Here is a 26,393-nt window from a genome sequence, read left to right as displayed (position 1 = left end):
GAAAGGATCGACCGCAGCGGTTTCCGGAATCGGCATCAACAACATATCGGCTTTGTTAATGGCTTTCCAACCTTCAACGGACGAACCGTCGAACATTTTACCGTCTTCAAACAGGTCTTCTAAATCATCGGCAACTAAACTTACCGGCAGTGAAACGCCGTGTTCTTTACCTTTGATGCTAGTGAATTTGAGTAGCACAAATTTAATATCGTTTTCGCGAATCAATTTGGCGACATTAGCGATTGTATTTGCATTGGACATAAGTCATCCTCTTTCGTTTTATTAATAATAGATAATGCTGCACTGTATCAGTGCAACGTAAGCAACATACCACAGAGAAACCTAAAGTCCAACAAGGAAAGAGTTGAATTTTAATAAATTAGATTATTTGTTGAATATAATTCAATTTATTTTAATAAAATTAGATTTCATCTAAATTAATTGTAGTAGATTAAGAAATTGATTAATTATCAAAAGATAAAAAAACAAGCGGTCAGAAAAGAAGATTATTTTGCAAAAATCGTATTCTCTAACCGCTTACGGCATTAGTTACTGCACTTGTCGAATTCGGTGAAAATAGTTACCGATCAAGAAAGCCATCAAACCTATTATCAGCGAAGGAACAATAGCGTGGAAACTCAGGAGCTTTATACCGAAGGCAGTCATAATCACATAACTGCTTAAACCTGCAACCATGGACGAAATTGCTCCGGTTGCATTTGCATTTTTCCAATAAAGCCCCAATACGAGCACCCACAGAAAAGTCGCTTCCAACCCGCCTAGTGAAAGCAAGTTCAGCCAAATTAACATCTCCGGCGGATCCATTGCGGCAATAACCACCAGCACGGTAATCACTAATGTGGTGACAGTGGAAAAAAACTTAATCCGTTGTTCGTCGGCAATCGCTTTCGGACGAACGGCAAGGTATAAGTCTTTAATCAAAGTGGAAGAAGATTGAATCAATAAAGAATCAATCGATGACATAATCGCCGCCATCGGCGCCGCCAAGAAGATTCCCGCCACAATCGGCGGAAGCACTTGCAACATTAACGTTGGAATCACTTGATCCGCAACTTTTAAATCGGGAATCAACGCCCTTCCCAGCGTACCGGCAAGGTGCATACCGAACATCAACACGGCAACAACGACGGTGCCGATCACTACAGCACGGTGCAAGGCTTTACTGTCTTTATACGCCATGCCTCTGACCGCCAAATGCGGTAAACCGATCAAGCCGAAGCAAACCAACACCCAAAATGACGCCATAAAGGTAAAATCAAGCGGACGTTCATCAATGCCGTAAGGCTCGATTAATTGCGGGTTAATGGCTTCCAAACGGTTAACGGCATTTTCCACACCGCCGACGGCATAAATCACGCCGCCCAGCAGCAGCAAGGTTCCGATCACCATCACCATGCCTTGGATCGTGTCCGTCAATACCACGGCTCGAAAACCACCGATAAAGGTGTAAATACCGACCGTAAAGGCAAAAATCAACACAGACGAGCCGTAAGAAATCCCTAATGTGGTTTCCAATAAACGTCCTGCACCGATAAATTGCACCATCATCATCGCAAAAAACGAAATCAACAAGGCAAAGCTTGACAGCCAAACAACTAACGGGCTTTTATAACGGACAAACAACATATCGTTGACGGTGACACTGTTTGTTTGCCGTGCAATGATGGCAAATTTTTTGCCTAAAACGCCGAGGGTCAGTAACACGGCGGGTACTTGAATCATCGCCAACAAAACCCAGCCCAAACCGTATTTATAGGCGGCGCCCGGTCCGCCGATAAAACTGCTTGCGCCCACGTAGGTTGCCGCGGTTGTCATCGCCAATACAAAGCCGGACATCGAGCGACCACCGACATAATATTCCGATAAAAAAGAGCCGCGTTGACGTTGACGGTACGCATAAAATGCTACACCGAATACAAAGACAAGGTAAGCGACCAACGGAATTAACATTTCAGCGTTCATCTTTACCTCCGTCCAAATCCACCTCTTGATAAATCAGTTTTACCACCACGCTAATCAACAACGTAAAAAGCAGCGGAAAATAAATACAACTTAATTCAAACCAAATCGGGAAACCTAAAAAACCGCGTCCCGTCGGTGAAAAATAGGCAAATCCAATCCAACCTGCCAGATAAATCAGCGTCAACCACAATGCCCAACGCACTTCTCGGATAATCTGTTTTGAATTTATCACGGATACTCCCTTAAAAGAAAACCTCGCAAGGGCGAGGTTGTACTTAATACTGCCATTCGTCAGGATTGATCCCCATCTCGCGCATTTTTTCTTTGGCGCTTTCCGGAATCTCATCACTGCGTTCCTTCATTAAATCATCATCCGTCGGTAACGGCTGCCCGGTAAACGCATGTAAAAACGCTTCGCAAAGCAATTCACTGTTTGTCGCATGGCGCAGATTACGAATTTGGCGTCGCGTTCGTTCATTGGTCAAAATTTCCAATACTTTAATCGGAATGGACACCGTAATCTTTTTTACTTGTTCGCTTTTTTTACCATGTTCAGCATAAGGGCTGATATATTTACCGTTCCAGTCTGCCATGTTGAATCCCGTCAGAAAAATTTTGCCATAGTGTAATCAAAAACAAGCCGTCTCGCAATCTAGACGGCTGGATTTCCGAGATCCCTTTGCCGGGCGTTTGGTGCGGAACACGATTCATCATACCTTTACAAGCGGTGTGATTTTGCAAAAAATTTGCAAGATCGCACCGCTTGTTTTTCTTTCTCCAAAAGCTTTCGCTAATATGATCAATCTATGTTAGTATCCGCATCAATATCGTTAGTCAAACGATTTCTAATCGAATTGCATTTACCTTCCGCCCGTTATTATCAACAATAACTACATTCTTATAATAATCAAAAAAGAGAAATCACTATGAAACAAGATCCGAATTATCAACAAGAACTCGAAAAATACGACAACCCCGTACCGAGTCGGGAATTTATTCTCCAAACTATCCGCGATTACAACGCCCCGATGAGCAAAGAAGAGCTGCTGGATACCTTCCGCATTGACGATGAAGCACGCCAAGAAGCATTGCGCCGTCGTTTACGCGCGATGGAAAACGACGGACAGTTGGTTTTCACCAAACGCCGTCGTTATGCGTTACCGGAAAAAATGGACTTAATCCGAGGAACCGTCATCGGACACCGTGACGGCTACGGCTTTTTGGAAGTCGACGGCGATAAGGACGATTGGTTTATTCCTAACGCTCAAATGTTGCGGGTTATGCACGGCGATTTCGTGTTAGCGCAACCGAACGGCACCGATCGCCGCGGACGTAAAGAAGTACGGATTGTGCGGGTGTTGGAAGCCCGTAAAAAACACATTGTCGGTCGCTTTTTTACCGAATCGGGGATCTGCTATGTGGTACCGGACGACAGCCGTATTAATCAGGACATTTTAATCCCCGAAGAACACCGACTCGGTGCCCGTATGGGACAAGTCGTCGTGGTCGAGCTGCAACCCCGTAAAGCCGATTTCAAACGTCCGGTCGGTTTTATCACCGAAATCCTCGGCGATAATCTGGCGCCGGGCATGGAAATCGAAATTGCCATACGCAATCATGATATTCCGCATATTTGGCCCGAAGGCGTGGAAAAACAGATCCGCCAATTCAGTGAAGAGGTGCCGGAAGAAGCCAAATCGGGACGGGTGGATTTACGCGATTTGCCGTTGGTCACCATTGACGGCGAAGATGCACGCGATTTTGACGACGCAGTCTTTTGTCGCCGTGAAAAAAGCGGTTGGCGGCTGTGGGTTGCGATTGCCGACGTGAGCTATTACGTCCGCCCCAAAACCGCGCTGGATATCGAAGCCCATCAGCGGGGCAATTCCGTTTACTTTCCGAATCGGGTCATTCCGATGTTGCCGGAAGTCTTATCCAACGGCTTATGTTCGCTGAATCCGCAGGTTGATCGCCTCTGTTTAGTGGCGGAAATGACCGTTTCCGCCACTGGTAAACTCACCGGCTACCAATTTTATCAAGCCGTGATGAATTCCCATGCCCGCTTAACCTACACCAAAGTGTGGAACATTTTAAACGGCGATGAAGCCCTGCGTGAACGCTACGCCGCTTTAGTGCCGCATTTGGAAGAATTGCACGCCATGTATAAGGTGTTACTCAATGCCCGTCATAAGCGCGGAGCGATTGAGTTTGAAACCGTTGAAAACCAATTTGTCTTCAATCCGCAAGGTCGGATCGAACGTATTGAACCGATCATCCGTAATGATGCACACAAAATCATTGAAGAGTGCATGATCCTCGCCAATATTTCCGCCGCCCGTTTGGTGGAAGAGGCCGAAGAGCCGGCGTTATACCGTATTCACGCTAAACCGAGTGAAGAAAAACTCAATTCCTTCCGTGCCTTCTTGAGCGAGTGCGGTTTATCACTGGACGGCGGGTTAACGCCGTCTCCGAAAGATTATGCCAAATTACTCGAAGCCGTCAGTGAGCGCCCGGATCATGAATTGATTCAAACCTTGCTGCTCCGCTCCCTGAAACAAGCGGTCTATTCTCCGGCAAACGAAGGGCATTTCGGATTGGCATTGGGCGAATATGCGCACTTTACCTCGCCGATTCGCCGCTATCCGGATTTGTTACTCCACCGTTCAATCAAATATTTGTTGGATAAGAAAAAAGGCAAAAACCGCATTTATACCGACGACGGCGGTTATCACTACTCATTGGATGAAATGATTTACTTGGGCGAAAAATGTTCCGCCACGGAACGTCGGGCCGATGAAGCCACGCGGGAGGTGGCGGATTGGCTGAAATGCGAATATATGCAAGACCATATCGGTGAAGAATTTGACGGTGTTATTACCAGCGTTACCGGCTTCGGCTTGTTCGTTAAACTCAATGAATTACTGATTGACGGGCTCGTACACATCTCAACGCTCGACAATGATTACTACCACTACGACGGCGACCGCCAACGTCTCTCGGGCGGCAGCGGGGTCATGTACCGTTTGGGCGATCCGGTCAGAGTTAAAGTGATCAGCGTAAATTTGGACGATAAAAAAATCGATTTTGAACTTGTCGGCAGCCTGCGCAAACCAAAGAGCGAAGGGAAAACCGCCAAACAGCGGATGAAAAAAGCGGCGGAGCCGATCTTTAAAGAACCCGGTACCGCAAAAGCGGTAAAGAAAAAAACCGAGAAAAACGCCACGAAGCCGAAGAAAAAAAGTTCGACGACAAAGGCAAAAAAACGCTAACAAGCGGTCAGTTTTTCAACGAAATTTACAAAACTGCGTCCCTTTGCTTGTCTTGACGAAAACGAATGGGTAAACTTAGGTCGCTTTTTTAACACTCATCAGGAGTTTTTACTATGAAAAAATTAGCTTTAGTGACACTTGCAGGCTTCGTTTCTACGGCAGCCTTTGCCGCACCGGTCGGTGAAACCTTTACCGGTATCGGCGTCGGTGTCGATGTCACCACCGTTAAATACAAAAGCGGCAGCTTAAACGGCAAACAAGCGACAGGGGTCAACTTGATTGTTGACTACGGTATGGATTACGGTAACAATTTTGTGGGTATCGTTGAAGGTAAAGCGAAAATCGGTAGTTCAAAAATCTTTAATGACGTTCGTCAAAAAACCTTATTCAGCATAGGCTACGAGCAAGGCTACCGCGTATTACCGGATTTACTCCCTTATGTAAAACTGAATTACAGTGTCAGTAAAGTCGGTGATATCGGCAGCTTCAAAGGCTTCGGTTACGGTCTCGGTGCGAAATACGCCGTATCAAACGATATTGAAATCGGTGCGGAATATTTAAGAAGCAACTTAAAGCATAACGGCACTAAATTGAAAGGTAATGCTTTCAGTGCGAGTGTCGCATATCGTTTCTAATCGAAATAGTATAATGTTAAAAATCTGCCCTTACGTGTCGAATATGATATTAACGCTGTAAGGGCAGTTTTTTATTATGAATTCTTCAATGATATTGCCTTTTCCTGTGTTTTCATCAAACAATAAAACACAATTAATACAAAAAAATAGAAAATTGAACCGGAATTATGAGCCAAAAATGTTTGGCTTAAAAAATAGAACATGGTGGATAAAATATGCGTTATCCCCAAGACGGCAATACATTTTAATTCTAAGTTATCGCTGTTTACCCGTTTGAAAAAATAGCGCAACGGTACAAAAAGTATCAGGAGTAACCCGATAAGCCCGACGATTCCTCGCTTCACCCAAGATTCTAAATATTGATTGTGGGTATCATTAAACGATAATGTACTTTGAGCCATCGTCTTATTTTGTACTTGAGAGTGTTTTAACTCTTGGTAACCTTCACTTCCCCAGCCGAGAATCGGCTTCTCCTGAATACCTAAAATCGCATTTTCCCACATATCAAAACGTGCGCCGAGAGACGTGTTTTTATGCCCTTTTTCAAAATAGAGCGTCAGATCGGATTTTGCGACATGGTATCTTTGAATGACTTCGGTGTTGGGATTGATAACGAGTAAGGTGATAAAAGTCGTAAAAATACCCACAACCAGTAATATAAAACGTTTACTGAGGTTTTGGCGATAAAAAAATAAAATCGTTGCGACTACAAAAGGTAATCCGATCCAACCGCCTCTTGCTCCGGATAATGCACTGGCAAGAACACCGAACAAAGCGCCTAACAAGCACAATAAGGTGAATTTAAATTCTTTTTTGATTCCCCAGTAAAGCGCAATGACAAGGCTAAATGCTGCCAAAGCGATAGAAATATTGCCTGCCTGAATATGCATCGTGTCTGGAAAAGGTTTTGCTAAACCTAAATAGAATTTTTGGTATATCGCAAGTAAACCTACGGTGGCAGCTCCGACGGGAATCGCATGTAAAATCATGTTGAGGCGAAGAGGAAAATGTGTAAACAATAATATCAACGGCAGAAAGAGTAGCACACGGCTCGGATTATCAATGACTCTGAATCCGTCACTATGAACGACGGTAGATACAACAAAGGTGGCAAAATACGTAATAAACGCGAAAATGAGTTGTTTATCATGTTGACTCGGAGAAAGTTTTTTCTTAAATCCGAATAAATAGATGAAAAGATAAATCATGGCGGATATACCAAGCATCATCGGTGCATAACTATAACCTTTATTAAAGGTAAGTACGGTCACAAAAAAGAGGGCAACCAGTATATTGACTGCGAGTGTGGTATGGTTTCGATTTATTTTTTCAAAAATTGCAGGCATTTTGCAGAATCTCTCGGGAAAATAGATATTAATTATAGCAAAGTTTATATCGACTAACTGCTATTTCTTGGTGCTTATTTGGTACAATATCTCATAAGCGACTATTTATTAAGGAAAACTATGAAAATTCTAGTTACCGGTGGGGCGGGTTTTATCGGCTCCGCCGTTGTTCGTCATATAATTCATGAGACTCAAGATTCCGTGATTAATGTCGATAAATTAACTTATGCAGGCAATTTGGAATCGTTGGAATCCGTTGCCAACCATCCGCGTTATGCCTTTAAACAAGTGGATATTTGTGATAAAGCCGCGCTGGAAGCTGTTTTTATGGAACATCAGCCGGATGCAGTAATGCACTTAGCGGCGGAGAGCCATGTGGATCGCTCGATTGATGGTCCGTCTGCTTTCATTGAAACCAACATCGTTGGTACCTATACTTTATTGGAAGCGGCACGCAGTTATTGGAGCCGCTTGAACGCCGACAAAAAAGCGGCATTCCGTTTTCATCATATTTCGACCGATGAAGTGTACGGTGATTTAATCGGAACACATGATTTATTCACCGAACATACCCCTTATGCGCCAAGCAGCCCTTACTCCGCTTCCAAAGCGTCAAGTGATCACTTGGTTCGCGCTTGGCTACGTACCTACGGTCTTCCGACCATGGTTACCAACTGTTCCAATAATTACGGTCCGTTTCATTTTCCGGAAAAATTAATTCCGTTAATGATCCTAAATGCGTTGGAAGGGAAAAAGTTGCCGGTGTATGGTAACGGAATGCAAATTCGTGATTGGTTATTTGTTGAAGACCATGCTCGAGCGCTCTATAACGTGGTTACGGCAGGTAAAGTCGGTGAAACCTATAATATCGGCGGGCATAATGAAAAAGCGAATATCGAGGTAGTTCGCGCTATTTGTGAATTATTAGAAGAACTTGTTCCTCACAAACCGGCAGGCGTTGAGCGCTATGAAGATCTGATTACTTATGTGTCTGACCGTCCCGGCCATGATATCCGCTATGCAATCGATGCAAGTAAAATTGCTAAAGAATTAGGTTGGAAACCGCAAGAAACCTTTGAAACCGGTCTTCGAAAAACGGTTGAATGGTATTTAAATAATAAAAAATGGTGGAGCCGTGTGTTAGACGGTTCTTACAACCGAGAGCGCTTGGGAACAAAATAACAAGCGGTGCTTTTTTCAACGAATTTTGCAAAAAGTTGAAATGCTTAAGGAAATAAGATGAAAGGTATTGTTTTAGCCGGCGGATCCGGTACCCGCCTTTACCCGATAACCCGCGGTGTATCTAAGCAATTAATGCCGGTTTATGATAAGCCGATGATTTATTATCCGCTGTCGGTATTAATGTTGGCAGGGATTCGTGAAATATTGGTGATCACCACACCGGAAGATCATGACGCATTTAAACGTTTGTTAGGTGACGGTTCCGATTTCGGCATTCAACTGCACTATGCGGTACAACCAAGTCCGGACGGTTTGGCTCAGGCGTTTTTAATTGGAGAAACATTTATCGGTGATGACTGCGTTTGTTTGGTGTTGGGCGATAATATTTTTTACGGTCAGCACTTCACGCAGGCTCTAAAAAAAGCGGCCACTCATGCACAACAAAAAGGCGCTTCGGTGTTCGGATATCAGGTGAAAGATCCTGAACGTTTTGGTGTAGTCGAATTTGATGAAAACTTCAAAGCCGTTTCGATTGAGGAAAAACCGCTAAAACCCAAATCAAATTACGCGGTGACCGGGCTCTATTTTTATGACAACCGAGTCGTTGAATTTGCCAAGCAAATTAAACCTTCCGTTCGTGGTGAATTAGAAATTACCACCTTAAATGAAATGTATTTACATGATGGAAGTCTTAATGTGCAATTGTTGGGGCGCGGTTTTGCTTGGTTGGATACCGGCACTCACGATAGCTTGCATGAAGCAGCTTCTTTTGTAAAAACCATCGAACACGTACAAAATCTGCAAGTGGCTTGCTTGGAAGAAATCGCTTGGCGTAACGGCTGGTTGACGACCGAACAGGTTGAAGCATTAGCCAAACCGATGGTTAAAAATGATTATGGGCAATATTTGTTGCGTTTGATTCAGGATAGAAAATAATGGCAAAGTTTTTGATTACCGGTGCGAAAGGACAGGTTGGACATTGTTTGGTTAAACAGCTTGAAGGAAAAGCGGAATTATTGGCATTGGATCGCGATGAATTAGACATTACTGACAAAGCTGCGGTATTTAAAACCGTGCAAACGTTTCAACCCGATGTGGTGATTAATGCGGCTGCTTATACTGCGGTTGATCGGGCAGAAAGCGAGACGAAGCTTGCCGACGCAGTTAACCGGATAGGTGCACAGCATCTTGCAGAAGCTGCGAAACATATTAATGCGGTTATGCTACATATTTCAACCGATTATGTATTTAACGGTGAGAACCGTTCCGCCTACAAAGAAAATGACCAAACCGCACCGCAAAGCGTGTATGGCATAACCAAACTTGCCGGTGAAGCTGCGGTTTTACAAGCAAATCCCCGCTCGATTATTTTGCGTACGGCTTGGGTGTTCGGTGAGCACGGGCATAATTTTGTAAAAACCATGCTACGTTTGGCTCGGACGAGAGACAGCTTAGCCGTTGTGGATGATCAAATCGGTGGACCAACTTATGCCGGTGATATTGCGACGGCGTTAATTGAAATGGCGGAGCAAATTTTGGCAGGTAAAACAGATGTATTCGGAATTTATCACTTTAGCGGCAAGCCTTATGTGAGTTGGAATGAATTTGCCCAAGCAATTTTTGAACAGGCTAATTTGCAAAAAATTCTCGAAAAACGACCGCTTGTAAATCGAATTACTACCCAAGAATACCCAACCCCGGCAAAACGTCCGGCAAATTCGTGTTTAGACCTGAGCAAGATCAAACACACATTTAATATCGATCCGAGCGACTGGCGTACGGCATTGCAAAATATTAAGCGCTACCTTTGAGGAAATTAAGGATAACCAATGAAAATCATCGAAACGAAAATTGCGGATGTAAAATTATTAGAACCACGGGTATTCGGTGACGAACGCGGTTTTTTTATGGAAACTTTTCGTGATGAATGGTTTAAACGGCACGTCGCTGATCGCAATTTTGTGCAGGAAAATCATTCAAAGTCCGTAAAAGGCGTATTGCGGGGATTACATTATCAAACGCAAAATACTCAAGGCAAATTAGTGCGGGTTATTTCCGGTGCGGTATTTGATGTGGCAGTTGATTTACGTAAAAGCTCTTCGACCTTTGGACAATGGGTCGGTGAACTGTTATCGGCGGAAAATAAGCGTCAGTTATGGGTGCCGGAAGGTTTTGCTCACGGCTTTTATGTCCTAACGGAGAGTGCGGAGTTTGTTTATAAATGTACCGATTATTACAATCCTCAAGCAGAGCATTCTCTTATTTGGGATGACTCGACGGTAGCGATTGATTGGCCACTTGACGGTAAACCCAGTTTATCCGCTAAAGATCTTGCGGGTAAGAGCTTGAGCGAGTCGGTTTTATTCGATTAGCCTGAAACAATTTCTTTACTTCATTTTGGTGCTAGGGTAGAATACCGCACCTTTTTTAGTTCTATGCCGCCACCAATTTGCGCGGTTTTAATTTAATCATATTTTTCTGAGGTGATGGCATATGCCAGTAATTAAAGTTCGTGAAAATGAATCATTTGACGTAGCATTACGTCGTTTCAAACGCTCTTGTGAGAAAGCCGGTCTTTTGGCTGAAGTTCGCGCTCGTGAATTTTACGAAAAACCAACAACAATTCGTAAACGTGAAAAAGCATCTTTAGCAAAACGTCACGCTAAACGTAATGCTCGCGAGAACGCACGTAACACTCGTTTATACTAATTTATATTAGTTATCGCAGTTAAATTGAGACCGTGAAACCTTTAGGAATCACGGTTTTGATCTTTATAGAAAAAACAAATGCTATAAAACAATAAAAGGCGGCATCTTCGCCGAAAAATTGCAAAACTTTCCGTAAAACCGACCGCTTGCAAAGGAGAAATCAATGAAAGGTACTATTCCCCGTTCATTTATTGATGATCTGATTGCGCGTACCGATATTGTCGAGCTCATCAACAGTCGGATCAAACTCAAAAAAGCGGGGCGTGATTATCAAGCCTGCTGCCCTTTCCATCACGAAAAGACCCCTTCATTTACCGTAAGCCAGTCTAAGCAGTTTTATCACTGTTTTGGTTGCGGCGTACACGGTAATGCAATTGGTTTTTTGATGGAGTATGACAAACTTGAATTTCCTGAAGCCGTAGAAGAGTTAGCGGCATTGCACGGTTTGGAAATACCGCGCGAAAACATTATTAATCGTGACGGTAAACCGCAAACCAGTTATAAAATCCGCCGTAATTTATATGAATTATTAGATTTGGTGGCGAAGTTTTATCAGAAACAGCTTACCCAAGATCTGCCAAGCCAAAGTTATTTACAACAACGGGGTTTGTCGTCGGAGGTTATTCAACGTTTTGAAATCGGGTTTGCGCCAAATTCGATGGATTCGGTATTACGTCGTTTCGGCAATAATCAGGAAGAAATTCAGAAGTTACTTGATACGGGAATGTTATCCAAAAATGATCGCGGCAATGTTTATGATCGTTTTCGTAATCGAGTGATGTTCCCGATTCGTGACAAACGAGGGCGAGTGATCGCCTTTGGCGGTAGGGTAATGGGGGATGAAAAACCGAAGTATCTGAACTCACCGGAATCGGCAACCTATCATAAAGGTAGTGAACTTTACGGTTTATACCAAGCTTTGCAACATAACGATGAGCCTTCTTTTCTGTTTGTTGTCGAAGGTTATATGGATGTGGTTGCTCTTGCGCAATACGGAATCAATAACGCGGTAGCCTCGTTGGGAACCGCAACAACCGGTGAACAGATTCAACAGATGTTTCGTTGTACGGAGCAAGTGATCTGTTGCTATGACGGTGACCGAGCCGGGCGAGAGGCTGCGTGGCGGGCGTTGGAAAATGCGTTACCTTATCTACACGACGGGCGGCAGTTGAAGTTTATTTTTTTACCCGATGGCGAAGATCCGGACAGTTTTGTGCGATCGCAAGGTAAGGCGGGTTTTGAAGCTTATTTAGATAACGCTCAAACCCTCAGCGATTTTTTGTTTGAATCTTTATTAGTACAAGTGGATCTTTCAACCAAAGAAGGTAAATCAAAATTAGCTTCCTTAGCGATTCCGCTAATTAAGCGGATTCCCGGTGAAATATTACGTGTTTATCTACGTAATATTTTAGGTCAAAAACTCGGAATATTTGATCCGACGCAACTGGAAGCATTATTACCGCAAACGGCTATTGAAAATCAGCGAACCAGTCGCAATATGCCTAAAATCGAGCGTACGCCGATGCGTTTATTGATTGCGCTATTGCTGCAACAGCCTGCGCTGGTGGAAAATGTGCCTGAAGATATTTCTTTCTTACAATCGTTACAGGAAAAAGGATTTGATCTTTTCTTAAATCTTGTGGACGTTTGTCGTCAGAATGTCGGTATTTCAATGGGCGGATTATTGGAGCATTTGCGTGACAGTGAAAATTATCGCCACCTCGAAATTTTGGCGAATTGGGATCACCTCGTTGCCCCTGAACATATTCAAGATACTTTTATAGAAACGTTGGATTTCTTTTATAAAAAATTAGTCGACAGACAAATTGAGCTCCTGATGGCGAAAGACCGCACCACAGGATTGAACTCAACAGAGAAACAAGAATTAATGATGCTGCTCTCTGGTCGGAATTAACAAGCGGTTATTTTCTTAGAATTTTTTGCAAATCTCTTTATCATCAAGCAAGCAGTGGTATAATTCACAACTTGTTTTGCGCGCACAAATACGGATACAGCTATGGAACAACAATCTCAATTAGAAGAACAACAGTCTCAGTTAGAACTTCTTATCGCCCAAGGGCGTGAGCAAGGGTATTTAACGATTTCGGAAGTACATGACCATTTGCCGGAAGAATTGGTTGATGCCGATCAAATCGAAGATATTATTCAGATGATCAACGATATGGGCATTAAAGTTCTTGAAGTCGCGCCGGATGCCGATGATTTAATGCTTGCCGGTACAATTGCCGATGAAGATGTTGTGGAAGAAGCCACAAAAGTACTTTCAACGGTAGAATCCGAGTTAGGTCGTACAACGGATCCGGTACGTATGTATATGCGTGAAATGGGAACCGTTGAACTTCTTACCCGCGAAGGGGAAATTGATATCGCTAAACGTATTGAAGAAGGTATCAATGAAGTGCAATGTGCAGTGGCTGAATATCCGGAAGCGTTAACTGACCTAATCGGTCGCTATGTGTTAGTGGAAGAAGGTAGTATGCGTCTTTCCGACTTGGTCACCGCGTTTGTTGATCCGAATGCAGAAGAGTCGGTGCCGGTAGATGCGCTTGAGGATGAATTGGTCGACGATGATGAAGAAGAAAGTGCGGTTGCTGATGTAGATGATGAAAGTGAAGATGAAGATGGTGACTCTGCGAGCGATAACGGTGATGATAACTCCATCGATCCCGAACTTGCTCGTGAAAAATTCTATGCGCTGCGTGATCAACATCAAAAAGCATTACAAGCTATTCAAAAATACGGGCGTACCAGCAAACGTTCAAGAGATCAGATTCAAGCCTTGTCGGATATTTTCCGTGAATTCCGTTTAGTACCGAAACAGTTTGATCTGTTAGTCGAATCTATGCAAAAAATGATGAAACAGGTTCGTGCCGAAGAGCGCCAAATTCAGCGTTATGCAGTGGAATACGCCAAAATGAAAAAAGCGGACTTTGTGAAAGCCTTCCAAGGTCATGAAACCTCTGAAGCATGGATCGAAAAAGCGATTTCTGCAAAAAAAGGCGGAGCGCCGAAATTGGCGGAATATGTGGATAACATTCGTGTCAATATCGCCAATTTGCAGAAATTAGAAGAAAGTAGCGGTTTAACCATAGCGCAAATCCGTGAAATAGGCGGTCGTATTGCTGACGGTGAATTAAAAGCCCGTCGTGCGAAAAAAGAAATGGTAGAAGCCAACTTACGCCTTGTAATTTCCATTGCGAAAAAATACACTAACCGCGGTTTGCAGTTCTTAGATTTAATTCAAGAAGGGAATATCGGTTTGATGAAAGCGGTGGATAAATTTGAATACCGTCGAGGCTATAAATTTTCGACTTATGCGACTTGGTGGATTCGTCAAGCCATTACGCGTTCGATTGCAGATCAGGCTCGTACAATTCGTATTCCGGTACATATGATTGAGACGATCAATAAACTGAACCGTATTTCCCGTCAATGTTTACAAGAAATGGGGCGTGATGCGACACCGGAAGAACTTGCAGAACGCATGGGCATGCCGGAAGATAAGATCCGCAAAGTGTTGAAGATTGCCAAAGAGCCGATTTCAATGGAAACGCCGGTCGGTGACGACGACGATTCGCATTTAGGTGATTTTATTGAAGACAGCACGTTAGAGCTGCCTTTGGATTCGGCAACGGCGGAAAGTCTGCGTATTGCAACTAATGAAGTGTTGGAAGGTCTAACGCCGCGTGAAGCAAAAGTCCTTCGTATGCGTTTTGGTATTGATATGAATACCGACCACACATTAGAAGAGGTTGGTAAGCAGTTTGATGTAACCCGTGAGCGTATTCGCCAAATTGAAGCGAAAGCGTTACGTAAATTACGTCACCCGAGTCGTTCGGAAACTTTACGCAGTTTCTTAGATGATTAATCAATGGCATTTCCCCGACTTTGTATCGGGGATTTTTTTATTTTTATAAGGGGAATAATATGAAAAAAACGTTATTAAGCGTGTTGGTTTCATCAGTATTGGTTTTATCGGCATGTGATGATTCTACCTTGACACAAAAAGTACTTGAGGCAGAAAAGAAAATTGTACGGTTGGAAAACGATTTAAAAAAATCTCAGGCGGATTTAACGGCAAAAGAGAACGAACTTACCGCACTTAAAACGGCTCAACGCAACGATTTTTCTGGATTAAAGGTAGATATAACGACGCTTTATCATAAAACGGAAAAAATTAAACACCCGAAATCCGAAGAGAGTGGTAGCGATGAAACGGATATCGAGTTGATGATCACGGCACCGGTCACTCATATTGAATGGCTCGATAAGTTGTTATTAGATGAAACGATGAAAACTTATACGGGAGAAGAGCAGAAATCGCCGGTGACTAAAGAGGCGATTACACAAAAATCGGATGAATTATTTCAAGAATATATTGCGTCAGCCAAAGAGTTTAGGCCTTTTGGTTTAAAACTGATGGTGACATCTTTCTATTTAGGGCAACGCCATAATATTGTTTCGTTTACTCAAACTTATTATGATTACGGTGGCGGTGCGCACGGTAACTATGCAACCCGTTATTTGAATATTGATACCGACAAAAAAGCGGTGATTCGATTAGATGATTTGATCGCACCTAAAAATCGTCAGAAATTACAGGATATGTTGTGGGAAAACTACGCGGAAAGCCGAGTAGATGAGAACGGCAAGTATAATGGCTATGCACAGAAAGAGGATTTTGTCATTTCTCCGAATTTCTATTTTAGCGGTGAAAACATTATTTTTGTCTATTCGCCTTATGTTTTAGGCCCTTATGCGGAAGGAGAAGTAGAAATTCGGATGAGCCGTTATTTAGTCAATGAATTACTCAATCCGGAATATCAGTATAAACAAAGCGATGGCTTTATACCGCAACAGGATTAATTTGCAAAATTTCGGCTAAAACGGACCGCTTGTAAGCGTTACAAGCGGTCTGTTTTAGACAGAATTTTACAAATTCACGACGAATTTGCCGACACCTAATTCATCTTCTTTACGAGTGCGGGCGATGACGCTTGCTGCCGATTCAACAACGCGCAAGCCCATTTGTTCTTCCGTTCTTACCACTTCACCGCGTAGGGAGTTGGTGTAAACGTCGGTGATTTTTACATCAACAAATTTGCCGATCATATCCGGTGTGCCTTGGAAATTAACGATACGGTTATTTTCAGTACGTCCGGTCAATTCCATAATATCTTTTTTCGACGGACCTTCGACCAAAATACGTTGTTCTGTTCCTAACATAGCACGGCTGAACTGCATAGCTTGGTGGTTGATACGCTGTTGTAAGCGGTAAAGACGCTCTTTTTTCTCTTCTTCGCTCACATCATCCGGCAAGTCTGCCGCTGGTGTGCCCGGTCGGGCGGAATAGATAAAGCTAAAGCTCATATCGAAATTGACTTGCTCAATGATTTTCATGGTTTGTTCGAAATCATTCGCCGTTTCGCCCGGGAAACCGACGATAAAGTCCGAACTGATTTGAATATTCGGGCGGGCTTCACGCAATTTGCGAATCGTCGCTTTATACTCTAATGCGGTGTGGTTGCGTTTCATCATCGTTAAAACACGATCGGAACCGCTTTGAATTGGTAAATGTAGGAAACTCACTAATTCAGGAGTATCTTTGTAAACTTCGATAATGTCGTCAGTAAATTCAATCGGGTGGCTGGTGGTATAACGCAAGCGGTCAATGCCGTCAATCGCTGCGACTAGACGCAATAATTCCGCAAAGGTGCAAATGCCGCCGTCAAAAGTTTCGCCACGATAAGCGTTTACGTTTTGACCGAGTAAGTTCACTTCACGCACGCCTTGTGCCGCAAGCTGGGCGATTTCGAATAATACGTCATCTACAGGGCGACTGACTTCTTCACCTCGAGTGTAAGGTACCACACAGAATGAGCAATATTTGTTACAGCCTTCCATAATGGACACAAACGCCGTCGGGCCTTCCGCACGCGGTTCAGGTAAGCGGTCGAATTTTTCAATTTCAGGGAAGCTGATGTCGACCACCGAGCTTTTCCCTCCGCGAATCTGGTTAATCATTTCAGGCAAGCGGTGCAGCGTTTGAGGACCGAAAACGATATCCACAAAAGGTGCACGCTCACGGATATGTTCACCTTCTTGTGAAGCGACGCAACCGCCTACACCGATAATTAAATTCGGCTTGTCTTTTTTCCAGTTCTTCCAACGCCCCAGTTGTGAGAAAACTTTTTCCTGTGCTTTTTCACGAATAGAGCAAGTATTGAGGAGGAGAACGTCAGCGTCTTCGGCATTTTCAGTCAACTCAAATCCATGAGTTGAATTTAACAGGTCTGCCATTTTGGACGAGTCGTACTCATTCATTTGACAACCCCAGGTTGTAATATGTAATTTATGTGCCATTTTCAAAAATAATCGTTTAATCAGTAAGTTAGAAAATAAAAGCGTAAAGGGAATGCTCCTTTACGCAAAATCGTCGATATTTTACCTGTTTGAGTGGGTTATGGCTATAAAAAAAGAAAAACCACGGCACGCCGTGGTTTAGGTTATCTGTCTAAAACAATCCGGAAAAATTATTTGGTTAAGGTTAAAACAACGCTTTCGCCTTTAATCACTTCACCGGAAAGTTTTTGGAGATTCGTGATTTCATCCATATTTGAAATCACTACCGGTGTTAATACTGATTTTGCTTTGGTTTCAAGTAAAGCTAAATCAAATTTAATTACCGGATCACCGACTTTCACTTTCTGTCCTTCTTCTGCGATACGGGTAAAGCCTTCACCTTTCAATTCTACAGTGTCAATACCGAAGTGAACGAAAAGCTCAATGCCTTCATCCGACTCAATTGAGAACGCATGATTGGTTTCAAAGATTTTACCGATAGTGCCATTTACCGGAGCAACAATTTCATTTCCGTTTGGACGAATTGCCACACCGTCACCAACAATCTTTTCAGAAAAAACAACATCCGGAACATCTTCGATATTGACAATTTCGCCTGAAAGTGGCGCATAAACTTTTACTTCTTTAGCTGTTGCTTCTTTTTTGCCACCAAATAGTTTATCAAAAAATCCCATAATTCAAGTCTCCGTTACTAAATGAACAAAATTCTCGTCTATTCTATACGAGAATTTTGAATTTGTATGCTAATTAGTGAAGTTTTTGGTAAAACTCATCGACTAATCGTTCAATATCCGCTGCAGTAGGTTGTGCTAATGCTTTATCTGCAAGAGCTTTAGCATCTGCATAGTTGATACTACGTGCTAATTTCTTAACGTGTGGCACCGAAATTGCACTCATACTGAACTCGTCTAAACCCATGCCGAGTAACAATGCTGTCGCTCTTACATCACCGGCTAATTCACCGCACATACCTGTCCATTTGCCTTCAGCGTGTGATGCATCAATAACTTGTTTAATTAAGTTGAGTACGGAAGGTGTTAGTGGGTTATATAAGTGAGCTATAAGTTCGTTACCACGATCAACGGCTAAAGTGTATTGGGTTAAGTCATTAGTACCGATACTGAAGAAATCAACTTCTTTCGCTAAATGACGCGCGTTGACTGCAGCAGACGGAGTTTCTACCATAACACCGATTTGTAAGTTTTCATCAAATGCTTTACCTTCGTTGCGAAGTTGCACTTTCAAGCTGGCAATAATACTTTTCAATTCACGAATTTCTTCAACCGAAATGATCATTGGGAACATGACCGCAAGTTTACCGAAAGCGGAGGCCCGTAATACGGCACGTAACTGTGTATCTAAAATTTCACGGCGAACTAAACCGATACGCACGGCACGCCAACCTAAGAACGGGTTCATCTCTTTCGGAAGATCTAAATAAGGTAGCTCTTTGTCCCCACCGATATCCATAGTACGAAGTACGACAATTTTACCGTTCATGGCTTCGACGATTTCTTTATAGGCTTGGAATTGCTCTTCTTCACCCGGCAGTTGCGTACGATCCATAAAGAGGAACTCGGTGCGGTATAAACCGACGCCTTCACCGCCATTACGTAATACGCCATCAACATCACGAATAGTACCGATGTTACCCACCACTTCAATGCGGTGTCCGTCTAATGTTTCGGCAGGGAGATCTTTTAATTTGGCTAATTCGGCTTTTTCTTCCGCTACTTTGGTTTGTAAGGCTTTTGCTTTTTCAAGTTGAGCTGCGGATGGGTTGATATGTACTTCATTGTTGATGGCATCAAGAATTAATGTATCTCCGCTTTTTACAAGTGTGGTAACATTATTGGTACCGACAACGGCAGGAAGTTCTAAAGAACGAGCCATAATAGAGGTATGTGAAGTACGACCGCCGATATCCGTGACAAAACCAAGGACTTTATCTAAATTTAATTGAGCGGTTTCAGAAGGGGTTAAATCGTAAGCGACAAGAATGACTTCTTCTTGAATATCACCTAAGTCAATAATGTGCATACCCAAAATATTACGGACTAAACGATTACCGATATCGCGAATATCACCGGCTCGTTCTTTTAAGTATTCGTCATCAATTTCGGCAAGCATAGAAGCCTGCATATCAATTACACGACTGGCGGCAACATCGGCACTCACCAACTCGCTCTCGATACTGCCGATAATCTCTTCTTCGAGTTCTTCATCTTCTAAAATCATTAAATGACCTTCGAAGATAGCTTCTTTCTCTTCGCCCAACGTGCGTCTGGCTTTCTCTTTGATTGCGGTTAATTGAGCTGCGGCTTTTTCGCGTCCGGCAAAAAACTTCGCTTTTTCAGCCTCAACTTGAGCACTCGTAATTTTTTGTGTGTTAAGAACAATAGGCTCTTCTTTTAAAACGAGCGCTTTTCCAAACACAATCCCTGGGGAAGCTGCGATACCTGTAATCATAATGTAATCCTTGCTGTAGAAAATAATACGACAATGCTAAATAGCACAACGACTTTACCGCCTTTATTTTCTTACCTGAAGTAAAAGGCTTGAAAGAAGATGGGGCGATAAAGTCGCAATAAATTAAAGGAAGACAATTATTCTAGCGTAGGGATTAAATCTACTAAGAAATCTACCGCTTTTTGCTCATCTTCACCTTCCGCAGAAATGGTGATGACAGTGCCTTGAGTTAAACCTAACGTTTGAAGTTTAAATAAACTTTTCGCACTAGCGCTTTTACCACCTGATGTGACAGTCACATCTGATGCGAAACCTTTTGCAGCTTTCACAAATTCAGCAGCCGGACGAGTGTGTAAACCATTTGGAGCGGTAATTGTAACATCTTTTGAGTACATAATGAATTCCTCTTAAAAATCAAATAGTTAAGTAAAACTTTAGTGTGTTTGAATTTGTTTCCGAATAAAAACGTTGATAACTTTACTACAAAATTAGCGTAAAAACACGATAAAAGAGGTCAAATAAGTAATTAATTGTCAGTAAATAGTATTTATTTTGAACATTGAAGAAAATCGTTTGTTTATTATCAATCTTTTAGGATGCTTTTTATGCGTTTGAAAATTATTCATTCTTAGTATGTTAATTGTTTAGTTATAAATTTTCATTGCTTTTACGCAAAAAATTTAGTATTTATCAGACTTTTCATTTCAAACACAACTTCAAACTTTTAGGAGCATAAAATGCAAAACGTAGGTTTTATCGGATGGCGTGGGATGGTCGGATCTGTACTGATGGATCGTATGGTTCAAGAGAACGATTTCGCCAATATCAACCCGGTTTTTTTCACCACTTCACAAGCGGGTCAAGCAGCCCCGGTTTTTGCAGGTAAAGACGCAGGCACATTGAAAAATGCCTTTGATATCGATGAATTACAAAAATTAGACATCATCGTAACCTGTCAAGGTGGCGACTATACCAACGAAGTTTATCCAAAATTAAAAGCAACGGGTTGGAACGGCTACTGGATCGACGCTGCATCTGCCTTACGTATGCAAGATGATGCAATTATCGTGCTTGACCCAGTAAACCAACATGTGATTACTGAAGGTTTACAAAAAGGCATTAAAACCTTCGTGGGCGGAAACTGTACCGTGAGCTTAATGTTAATGGCAATCGGCGGTTTATTCGAAAAAGATCTCGTGGAATGGGTGTCTGTGGCAACTTACCAAGCGGCTTCGGGCGCAGGTGCGAAGAATATGCGTGAATTGCTGGTTCAAATGGGTGAACTTGAAGACTCTGTAAAAGCAGAACTGGCTGATCCAGCTTCATCTATTTTAGAGATCGAGCGTAAAGTAACGGCAGAAATGCGTTCAGAAGATTTCCCAACAGCAAACTTTGGTGCACCGCTTGCAGGTAGCTTAATTCCTTGGATTGATAAATTACTCCCAGAAACAGGACAAACTAAAGAAGAGTGGAAAGGCTACGCAGAAACCAACAAAATTTTAGGTTTAAGCGCAAATCCAATTCCAGTTGATGGTTTATGTGTACGTATCGGCGCATTACGTTGCCACAGCCAAGCATTTACCATCAAACTCAAAAAAGATTTACCGTTAGCGGAAATTGAACAGATTATCGCGGCGCACAATGAATGGGTGAAAGTGATTCCAAACGACAAAGAAACCACGTTGCGTGAATTAACGCCGGCGAAAGTGACTGGTACATTAACTGTTCCGGTTGGTCGTTTACGTAAACTGGCGATGGGGCCAGAATACTTAGCGGCATTTACTGTCGGTGACCAATTATTATGGGGTGCGGCAGAGCCTGTACGTCGTATTTTGGTACAATTAGTGAAATAAATTTCCCGCTCATCCTTTACAACGGAGGATGAACTTCATTTTTACAAGCGGTCGGTTTGAGCGAATTTTTTGCAAATTTTTAGCGAAAACGAACCGCTTGTTCATTGATTTTTTATCTTTAGTTTATGGATATAAAAACGGCACTTACATTGGGCGTAAGTGCCGTTTTTTATGTTTACAAGCGGTCGGAATGGGCAGGAAATTTGCAAAATTTTTGTTGATTCAGACCGCTTGTCCGCTCATCATGAATTACCAATACGCGCGTAAACCGATAACGGTTTGGTTATCGCGCGTTTTACTGGTTTTCTCTCCGTTCGTATAGTTTTTCGCACGGGAGGTTTGCCATTCTAAGAACGTTTTTACGTATAACGGATTTGATTTCGGTACGAGGTAATATTCGGTACCCACCATATATTGATGCGTTTTACTTTCGGTATTGCTACGAGCGGCGGAGGTGAAATCCGCTTTATCCGTTTTGTAAGCATACATCGTGTAGGCAGACCAATCGTCGGTTAATTTTTGATATAACACGGTACGGATTTCTTTCTGTACTCGTTTGTCACCTGAATTATAACGATCGTCTGTTTGTTTACGTTCTAAATCTAAACCGAGAGTGGTTTTGTTTAAGGTATAAGCCGTACCGAATGAGTAAGCGGTCGCATCATAATTGCCGCCTGAACGTTCGGAGGTTTCATTGGTTACCCCTGCACCAAAAGTGATGCTTTGTGCATCATCAATTTTATATTTATAGATTGCACCGGCACCCCAAGTATCTTTACGTTTGTTGCTTAAATCCAAACCGGTATTACCGCGTTTACTGGAGCCACCGTAGTACACACCGACTTTTAAACCGTCGATACCTTTATAAACATATTGTACGCTTTTACGTGCCGCACTGTTTAGTAAACCGTCACTTAAACTTAAGGTGTTCGGTAAATCGGTCTGTTTGACTTCATCGGTGATCACTGTTTGATGACCGTATGTCAATTCACCGTATTGTTTATGACCGATACCGGCATATAATTGGCGGGTATAGATGTCGGTAAAGTCATGTTGCGAAGAGCCTGTTCCGCGGAAACGCCATTCAACGCGACCTAATGCATAAACGCCGTTGCCAAGCTGTTGCGTAATACGGAAGCCGAAACGTGAACCGTTATTGGCAATCGCGTGATTGATATGTTCTTGCGTTTGGGAACCGTCTGCATAGGTTTCTTTTTCCGATGTGCTACGCCACATAATACGGGCGGAACCGAGGAATTCCAGTTTTGTGCCGCTCGTTTCGTTGTCGACGAACGTATAAGCTTGGGCTGAACTTGCCGCTAATGCAAGGGCTGACAAGGTGAATGCTGTTTTTTTCATGGGTGTCTCCGATATAGTTGTATTGATAAAATAAATATCAAATGGAGTCTAAAAAGAATATGATAATTGGTCAAGACGGAACGGTTAGTTTATATCTTGAAAAGTTATATAATTGCTCTGTTTTTGTCGGGCATAATGCAGTTGCAGGCTGGTGTGAGACTAACGTTTCTAATGGAGAGATTATGTATTTACGTAATATTAATATTATCGGTTTCAGAGGCATTAACCGTTTATCCATTACGTTAAGACCCAATATGGTATTAATCGGAGAGAATGCTTGGGGTAAATCGAGTTTGCTTGATGCACTCAGTTTGATTTTTAATACCCAACATACGTTTTATCAGTTCGTTTCGGAAGATTTTCACCTGCAACATAATAAAAATCACCAACAATCACAGCAACTGATGTTACTTTTTACCTTTAGTGAAAGTTTTATCGGTGAAAAAAATGAGGAAAATTGCCGACCGTATAGTGCGCTATTTGCCGCACATGAAGATAACTATCACCGCCTTTATTTACGGGTGAGCGGGGAAATCAATGAAAACGGTTCCGTGATAACTCAATATGCGTTTTTAAATCAAAGCGGCGAAGAAATTCAACATGATAATGCCGAAGCATTGATTATCTCATTAATTCAGAAGTTTACCGTCTATCGTTTTCGGGATGCGCGTTTAAATCATCGAGCGAATTCGGCTAAACCCTTAGGTTGTGAGGGGATCGGTAAAGAACATCAACTTTACGAAGAGATTGAAGCTTTTTCGCTGTTGTTACAATACTATTTTTTCAGCAGTAAAAGCGCGAGAACCTTTGTGTCGCAGTTAAAAGATACAACAGAATTGTGGCAAAAAGTGAAGAACCTCTGTATTCAACTTAAAAAAGGTGACAGTTGTTTGAGAAGAGAGGTATTTGAACAACTTTCCCAGCTTTTTGTTTCGCCTCTGCAAGCGAAAACTGAACGTATTTCTCATCCGATCGTGCTGTTTGAAGATCCGGATGCTCGTTTACATCCGCGTATGATGGCAATTATATGGGAGTTGATGAGTTATCTGCCGATTCAGCGGATTACTACAACGAATTCCGTTGAATTATTATCGCGTGTTGAACTACGTTCTATTTGCCGTTTAGTGCGCTATCCAAATGAAACGAAAGCATTTCAATTAGCCAAGTATAGTCTTTCAAAACAAGCACTTCGCCGTCTGACTTTCCATATTCACTATAATCGTAGCATTGCACTGTTTTCAAATGTGTGGATTTTCGTTGAAGGCGAAACAGAGGTGTGGCTATTATCTGCGTTAGCGGATTTATTGGATATTAACCTGGAAATGGAAGGCATCCGTATTGTTGAATTTGCCCAATCCGGTCTGACGTATTTGTTGAAGTATGCAAAGGCAATGGGCATTGAATGGCATGTATTAACCGATGGGGATTCTGCCGGCCAAAAATATGCGGAAGTGGTTAAACAAATGCTTGACGAAAATGAAAGTGTTTTCGAGCGATTAACCGTATTACCGAAAAAAGATATTGAGCATTTTCTCTATTTTTCCGGTTTTTCCTCTGTTTTTCTCCAACTGGCACGTTGGAAGCCGCAAGGAAATTATTATCCGGTAAGTAAAATTATTAATGTGGCAATTAAACGAACGTCTAAACCTGATTTGGCATTAGCGATCAGTGAGGAAATTGAGAAAATCGGACCTCAAGCGATTCCGACATTATTTCATCGCCTATTTTCAAAAGTATTAAATTTAACCAAAGTATAAGGATAATAACAATGACAACATATTGCATTAGCCCTAAAGGGAGTATGGAGCAATTATCTCATCTTGAAATGAAGTTGTTGCAAAAAGCACAAAGCGAACTTTATACAATCTATCGAAACTGTTCTCTTGCGGTATTAAACTCCGGTGCTGTTATGGATGATAGCCGCACTTTACTGAATCAATATTCTGATTTTGATATTAATCTGATTCAACGTGAAAGAGGGGTTGCGTTAGAACTGCATAATCCTCCTCAAATGGCATTTGTTGACGGAAAAATGATCTTTAATATTCAATATCATTTATTTGCGGTATTACGCGATATTTTATTTGTGAATGCGTTAGGCCAGTATCTAAATTTAAATAATGAATTTGATTCTTTATCTATTACTAATCAAGTTTTTGCGATTTTGCGTAATGCCAAAGCGCTGTCTTTAGATAGTGAGCCCAATCTGGTTGTCTGCTGGGGCGGACATTCTATCAGTCAAACTGAATACAAATATTGCAGAGCTGTGGGTTTGGAACTTGGTTTAAGAGAGCTGAATATTATTACCGGTTGCGGGACCGGCGTCATGGAAGCACCAATGAAAGGTGCTGCGATTGGACATGCAAACCAACGTTATAAAAAAAGCCGTTTTATCGGCGTGACCGAACCATCGATTATTGCCTCCGAGCCACCGAATCCGATAGTGAACGAATTAATCATTATGCCGGATATTGAGAAACGTTTAGAAGCCTTTGTTCGTATGGGGCATGGTATAGTGATTTTCCCCGGCGGTCCGGGGACGTTTGAAGAGCTGCTATATATCATCGGTATTAAACTGGCGGCGGAAAACAAACACCAAAAACTTCCGGTAATTTTAACCGGTCCGAAAGAGAGTGCCGATTATTTTGCGACGATTGATCGCTTTATTGGTGGAACCTTGGGCAGAGAAGCGCAATCGCTCTATGAAATTATTATTGATGATCCGATTTCAGTCGGTCAAAAAATGAGTAAAGCGATGCAAGACGTGAAAGATTATCGTCGTGTTGTGGGGGATTCTTACGGCTTTAACTGGGCATTGAAAATTAGTCCTGCTCTGCAAGAACCGTTTGTACCTACTCATGAAAATATGTCAAATCTGAATTTAAATTTGGAACAACCGCTTGCAGATTTAGTGGCTAACTTGCGTCGTGCGTTCTCCGGCATTGTAGCAGGTAATATTAAATCCGATACCTTAGATAAAATAGAGAAATTCGGTCCGTTTAAATTACATGGTGATGCGCAATTAATGAGCAAAATAGACAAAGTATTGCAAGATTTTATTGTTCAGCATCGAATGAAATTACCGGGCGGTGACGCGTACGTTCCATGCTATGAAATTGTGATTAACGAATAATTTCGTTGAAAAAGCAGCTAATTGTATGGGAAACTTTTTTCGTTAATTCGTTTTTCTATTTTGGACGTGAT

At 42.3% G+C, this 26,393-nt stretch carries 23 protein-coding genes and 1 pseudogene; 13 read left to right on the top strand and 11 right to left on the bottom strand.

The window, feature by feature from the left end:
• The 5 genes from ACEYJ7_RS05355 to ACEYJ7_RS05335 form a co-directional block, all read right to left on the bottom strand.
• The coding region (locus ACEYJ7_RS05355; RefSeq protein WP_373778052.1) for a glutamine synthetase beta-grasp domain-containing protein at positions 1-261 on the bottom strand (261 nt) is incomplete at its 3' end.
• 288 nt (positions 262-549) lie between these two features.
• Positions 550-1,983, bottom strand: coding sequence for a sodium/pantothenate symporter (gene panF, locus ACEYJ7_RS05350; protein WP_373778051.1), 1,434 nt, complete (start codon positions 1,981-1,983; stop codon positions 550-552).
• Positions 1,973-2,212, bottom strand: coding sequence for a YhdT family protein (locus tag ACEYJ7_RS05345; RefSeq protein WP_373768092.1), 240 nt, complete (start codon positions 2,210-2,212; stop codon positions 1,973-1,975). The genes panF and ACEYJ7_RS05345 overlap by 11 nt, the downstream gene beginning before the upstream one ends.
• A gap of 46 nt (positions 2,213-2,258) precedes the next feature.
• Positions 2,259-2,576: a met regulon transcriptional regulator MetJ gene (metJ, locus tag ACEYJ7_RS05340; protein WP_373778050.1), complete on the bottom strand. Its 318-nt coding sequence runs from the start codon at positions 2,574-2,576 to the stop codon at positions 2,259-2,261.
• A complete protein-coding gene (locus ACEYJ7_RS05335) occupies positions 2,557-2,697 on the bottom strand; it encodes a hypothetical protein (protein WP_373778049.1) in 141 nt (46 codons plus the stop codon). Before ACEYJ7_RS05335 ends, metJ begins: the two co-directional genes overlap by 20 nt.
• 212 nt (positions 2,698-2,909) lie before the next feature.
• Between ACEYJ7_RS05335 and rnr the strand changes: the two genes are divergently transcribed.
• A complete protein-coding gene (rnr, locus tag ACEYJ7_RS05330) occupies positions 2,910-5,252 on the top strand; it encodes a ribonuclease R (RefSeq protein ID WP_373778048.1) in 2,343 nt (780 codons plus the stop codon).
• A gap of 113 nt (positions 5,253-5,365) precedes the next feature.
• The gene (locus tag ACEYJ7_RS05325) at positions 5,366-5,887 is read left to right on the top strand and encodes a porin family protein (protein WP_373778047.1); all 522 of its coding nucleotides are present in this window, start codon (positions 5,366-5,368) and stop codon (positions 5,885-5,887) included.
• A 74-nt stretch (positions 5,888-5,961) separates the two neighbouring features.
• On the opposite strand, the gene ACEYJ7_RS05320 is transcribed toward ACEYJ7_RS05325, so the two are convergent.
• Positions 5,962-7,233: an O-antigen ligase family protein gene (locus ACEYJ7_RS05320; RefSeq protein ID WP_373778046.1), complete on the bottom strand. Its 1,272-nt coding sequence runs from the start codon at positions 7,231-7,233 to the stop codon at positions 5,962-5,964.
• A 120-nt stretch (positions 7,234-7,353) separates the two neighbouring features.
• On the opposite strand from ACEYJ7_RS05320, the gene rffG reads away from it, so the two are divergent.
• The 8 genes and pseudogenes from rffG (at position 7,354) to ACEYJ7_RS05280 (ending at position 16,011) form a co-directional block, all read left to right on the top strand.
• Positions 7,354-8,415: a dTDP-glucose 4,6-dehydratase gene (gene rffG / locus ACEYJ7_RS05315; RefSeq protein ID WP_373778045.1), complete on the top strand. Its 1,062-nt coding sequence runs from the start codon at positions 7,354-7,356 to the stop codon at positions 8,413-8,415.
• Between the two features lie 57 nt (positions 8,416-8,472).
• Positions 8,473-9,351 (top strand): glucose-1-phosphate thymidylyltransferase RfbA, encoded by an 879-nt coding sequence (rfbA, locus tag ACEYJ7_RS05310; protein WP_373778044.1) that lies wholly within the window; start codon positions 8,473-8,475, stop codon positions 9,349-9,351.
• Positions 9,351-10,226: a dTDP-4-dehydrorhamnose reductase gene (rfbD, locus tag ACEYJ7_RS05305; protein ID WP_373778043.1), complete on the top strand. Its 876-nt coding sequence runs from the start codon at positions 9,351-9,353 to the stop codon at positions 10,224-10,226. Before rfbA ends, rfbD begins: the two co-directional genes overlap by 1 nt.
• Positions 10,227-10,244: 18 nt before the next feature.
• Positions 10,245-10,787: a dTDP-4-dehydrorhamnose 3,5-epimerase gene (rfbC, locus tag ACEYJ7_RS05300; RefSeq protein WP_373778042.1), complete on the top strand. Its 543-nt coding sequence runs from the start codon at positions 10,245-10,247 to the stop codon at positions 10,785-10,787.
• Between the two features lie 121 nt (positions 10,788-10,908).
• On the top strand, positions 10,909-11,124 hold the full coding sequence (gene rpsU, locus ACEYJ7_RS05295; RefSeq protein WP_005598703.1) for a 30S ribosomal protein S21: 216 nt from the start codon (positions 10,909-10,911) through the stop codon (positions 11,122-11,124).
• Between the two features lie 163 nt (positions 11,125-11,287).
• The gene (dnaG, locus tag ACEYJ7_RS05290) at positions 11,288-13,039 is read left to right on the top strand and encodes a DNA primase (RefSeq protein WP_373778041.1); all 1,752 of its coding nucleotides are present in this window, start codon (positions 11,288-11,290) and stop codon (positions 13,037-13,039) included.
• Positions 13,040-13,138: 99 nt separating this feature from the next.
• A pseudogene (gene rpoD, locus ACEYJ7_RS05285) lies at positions 13,139-15,013 on the top strand (RNA polymerase sigma factor RpoD); the annotation flags it as partial.
• A gap of 59 nt (positions 15,014-15,072) precedes the next feature.
• On the top strand, positions 15,073-16,011 hold the full coding sequence (locus ACEYJ7_RS05280; protein ID WP_373778040.1) for a DUF3298 domain-containing protein: 939 nt from the start codon (positions 15,073-15,075) through the stop codon (positions 16,009-16,011).
• Positions 16,012-16,077: 66 nt separating this feature from the next.
• Here ACEYJ7_RS05280 and miaB read toward each other — a convergent pair whose 3' ends face one another.
• From miaB to ptsH, 4 genes are all read right to left on the bottom strand, one after another.
• On the bottom strand, positions 16,078-17,508 hold the full coding sequence (miaB, locus tag ACEYJ7_RS05275) for a tRNA (N6-isopentenyl adenosine(37)-C2)-methylthiotransferase MiaB (RefSeq protein WP_373778039.1): 1,431 nt from the start codon (positions 17,506-17,508) through the stop codon (positions 16,078-16,080).
• 170 nt (positions 17,509-17,678) lie between these two features.
• Complete coding sequence (gene crr / locus ACEYJ7_RS05270) at positions 17,679-18,182, bottom strand: PTS glucose transporter subunit IIA (protein ID WP_373778038.1); 504 nt, start codon at positions 18,180-18,182, stop codon at positions 17,679-17,681.
• A 73-nt stretch (positions 18,183-18,255) separates the two neighbouring features.
• Positions 18,256-19,977 carry a phosphoenolpyruvate-protein phosphotransferase PtsI gene (gene ptsI / locus ACEYJ7_RS05265; protein WP_373778037.1) on the bottom strand — a complete coding sequence of 574 codons (1,722 nt, stop codon included), beginning with the start codon at positions 19,975-19,977 and terminating at the stop codon, positions 18,256-18,258.
• A 137-nt stretch (positions 19,978-20,114) separates the two neighbouring features.
• Positions 20,115-20,372 (bottom strand): phosphocarrier protein Hpr, encoded by a 258-nt coding sequence (gene ptsH / locus ACEYJ7_RS05260; protein WP_132500377.1) that lies wholly within the window; start codon positions 20,370-20,372, stop codon positions 20,115-20,117.
• A gap of 342 nt (positions 20,373-20,714) precedes the next feature.
• On the opposite strand from ptsH, the gene asd reads away from it, so the two are divergent.
• Positions 20,715-21,830 (top strand): aspartate-semialdehyde dehydrogenase, encoded by a 1,116-nt coding sequence (asd, locus tag ACEYJ7_RS05255; protein ID WP_373778036.1) that lies wholly within the window; start codon positions 20,715-20,717, stop codon positions 21,828-21,830.
• Between the two features lie 249 nt (positions 21,831-22,079).
• Here asd and ACEYJ7_RS05250 read toward each other — a convergent pair whose 3' ends face one another.
• The gene (locus ACEYJ7_RS05250; RefSeq protein ID WP_373778035.1) at positions 22,080-23,189 is read right to left on the bottom strand and encodes a porin; all 1,110 of its coding nucleotides are present in this window, start codon (positions 23,187-23,189) and stop codon (positions 22,080-22,082) included.
• 182 nt (positions 23,190-23,371) lie between these two features.
• Here ACEYJ7_RS05250 and ACEYJ7_RS05245 point away from each other — a divergent pair, with 182 nt between their 5' ends.
• Both ACEYJ7_RS05245 and ppnN read left to right on the top strand, forming a co-directional pair.
• Positions 23,372-24,946: a DUF2813 domain-containing protein gene (locus tag ACEYJ7_RS05245; protein WP_373778053.1), complete on the top strand. Its 1,575-nt coding sequence runs from the start codon at positions 23,372-23,374 to the stop codon at positions 24,944-24,946.
• A gap of 11 nt (positions 24,947-24,957) precedes the next feature.
• Positions 24,958-26,322 (top strand): nucleotide 5'-monophosphate nucleosidase PpnN, encoded by a 1,365-nt coding sequence (gene ppnN, locus ACEYJ7_RS05240; protein WP_373778034.1) that lies wholly within the window; start codon positions 24,958-24,960, stop codon positions 26,320-26,322.
• Positions 26,323-26,393 lie beyond the last annotated feature (71 nt).

It is taken from the genome of Glaesserella sp. (genome assembly GCF_041814905.1).
Classification (GTDB): domain Bacteria; phylum Pseudomonadota; class Gammaproteobacteria; order Enterobacterales; family Pasteurellaceae; genus Glaesserella.
Note: the sequence above shows the minus strand (reverse complement) of the source record. Positions and strands in the feature narration are given on the sequence as shown.